The sequence below is a fragment of the Caballeronia telluris genome (genome assembly GCF_001544495.1).
In the GTDB taxonomy this organism is placed as follows: Bacteria; Pseudomonadota; Gammaproteobacteria; order Burkholderiales; family Burkholderiaceae; genus Caballeronia; species Caballeronia telluris.
The window spans coordinates 1-2,369 of record NZ_FCNZ02000100.1 but is presented as its reverse complement, the minus strand read 5'-3'; the positions used below and the strand labels follow the sequence as shown (position 1 = coordinate 2,369).

Genomic DNA, 2,369 nt, shown 5'->3' with positions numbered 1-2,369 from the left:
CGCGTGCTTACCTGAACTATGTGCTGGCCCACATCGCCGATCATAAAATCAATCGCATCGACGAGCTTCTGCCATGGTGCGTGGTCGACAAGCTGCACACGCCAGGCACTTCGCCGAGACCCTCTGCCTGACCGGGCGACTCCGAATCACCATCATGCCTCACGTGCACGCATGCGCACGAACGGCCCGCGTGAGCCGCTTACCGGTGTACTGTCGAGCGACTGATGAAGCGGCTCGGGCTGCAAGGTGTGCGGCGCGGCAGATCGATTCGAACCACCGTCAGCGAGCGAAACACACCGTGCCCGCTTGATCACGTCCAGCGGCAGTTCAAAGCGTCACGGCCGAACGCGCTGTGGGTGTCAGACTTCACCTTCGTGGCCACCTGGCAAGGCTTCGCTTATGTTGCCTTCATCGTTGATGTGTTCGCGCGACGCATCGTAGGCTGGAGAGTGTCAAGCTCAGCGCGTACTGACTTCGTGTTGGACGCGCTGGAGCAGGCGGTACATGAGCGCCGACCAGCCGAAAGTAACCGTTTGGTACATCATTCGGACCGCGGGTCGCAATACGTTTCAATTCGGTATACGGATCGTCTAGCCCAAGCAGGAATCGAACCGTCAGTCGGCAGCGTCGGAGATTCATACGATAACGCACTCGCCGAAACGATCAACGGCCTTTACAAGGCAGAAGTTATTCATCGTCGCGGACCATGGCGTAACGTGCAGGTGGTTGAACTCGCCACGCTTGAATGGGTGGACTGGTTTAATCACCGACGCCTACTTGAGCCGATCGGCAACATCCCACCGGCCGAAGCGGAAGCCCGCTACTATGAACAAATCGCTGGAATGCTGATGGCAGCGTAACTCCAGCAAAACCGTCTCCGAAATTCCCGGTGCGCTTCACCCCGTGATAAAGCGAAGGCCGAGGTAGCAGTTCAAGTGGTCCAGAGATGGGTTCTTGCTCGTCTGCGCAACCACCGCTTCTTCAGCTTGGCCGAGTTGAACCGCGCGATCGCTGGTCTCATTGCTGATATCAACCAACGCCCCTTTAAGAAGCTTCAGGGTAATCGCCGCGAATGGTTTGAGCGGCTCGACCAGCCCGCGTTGCGGCCGTTACCTGCCCAGCGCTACGAGATCGCGACCTTCGTGCGATGCGTCGTCAACATTGACTACCATGTTGAGGTCGATCACCACTACTACAGCGCCCCGCACAGCCTCGTGCGCCAGCCAGTCTACGCCCGCCTGACCCGTTTCGGCGTTGAGATCCTCCACGGCGGCAAGCGCGTCGCAGCTCACGCCCGCAGCCACCTGCGCAACAAACACACGACGTTACCCGAGCACATGCCCGTCGCTCACCGCGCTCACCTGGAGTGGACGCCCGGGCGCCTGCTGAACTGGGGCGCCTCGGTGGGCCCCGGCGCCGAGGCGATCGTCCGGCACCTGCTGACCAACCGCCCGCATCCCGAAATGGGCTACCGGGCTTGTCTGGGACTGCTAGCGCTGGCCCGCAAATACGGTCGCGAGCGCCTTGAAGCGGCCTGTCAGCGCGCCCTCGTGGTCGGCTCCCCTACACGTCGCTCTGTCCTCTCGATCCTCAAGTCCGGATTGGACCGACAGGCATCGCTGCCGATCGAACTCACTGAATGGCAATCCCCCGAACACGAGAACGTGCGCGGGCCTGACTATTATCACTGACCCGAAGGAGGTCACCATGTTGATGCAGCAAACCCTCTCGCAACTCCGGAACCTGAAACTCGACGGCATGGCCCGCGCCTTCGAGGAACAAGCCGCACTGACCGCTAGCACCAGCCTGTCGTTCGAGGACCGGTTCGGCATGGTCGTCGAACGCGAACTGGCTTGGCGCGACACGCGCCGTCTTGAACGCCTGATGAAGGCCGCCAGGCTGAAGAATCCACAAGCCTGCATCGAGGACATCGACGTCCGGCAAAGCCGCGGCTTGGACCAGCGCGTGGTTGCCACGCTCGCTAGTTGCGACTGGATCCGCAACGCCCAGAACATCATCCTGAGTGGACCGACCGGCGCCGGTAAAACCTGGATCGCGTGCGCCTTTGCGCAGCAGGCATGCCGCCAAGGGTTCTCCGCGTTATACGTGCGCGCTGCGCGCCTGTTCGAAGAGTTGCGCATCGCCCATGGCGACGGCAGCTTCACACGCCGTCTCGCTCAACTCGCCAAGATTGACGTGCTATTGCTGGACGACTGGGGACTGCAGGAACTCGATCAGGGAGCGCGAAACGACCTACTCGAAGTGATCGACGACCGCGTGGGCTCGCGCTCGGGGAGTGTCTGAATTTTTGTGTGCGAGGCAGATAAAAACCTGCCGTGGCAGGTCATCAATTGCATTTTACAAATGAT

The 2,369-nt window shown here is 60.7% G+C and carries 1 protein-coding gene and 3 pseudogenes; all 4 read left to right on the top strand.

From position 1 onward, the window contains the following. The coding region (locus AWB66_RS32260; RefSeq protein ID WP_143328377.1) for a transposase domain-containing protein at positions 1 to 131 on the top strand (131 nt) is incomplete at its 5' end. A 72-nt stretch (positions 132 to 203) separates the two neighbouring features. Next, positions 204 to 860: pseudogene (locus AWB66_RS32255) on the top strand (IS3 family transposase); the annotation flags it as partial. 36 nt (positions 861 to 896) lie between these two features. Then, positions 897 to 1,691, top strand: a pseudogene (locus AWB66_RS32250) (Mu transposase domain-containing protein); the annotation flags it as partial. 16 nt (positions 1,692 to 1,707) lie between these two features. Beyond that, a pseudogene (locus AWB66_RS32245) lies at positions 1,708 to 2,292 on the top strand (ATP-binding protein); the annotation flags it as partial. Between the last annotated feature and the right edge of the window lie 77 nt (positions 2,293 to 2,369).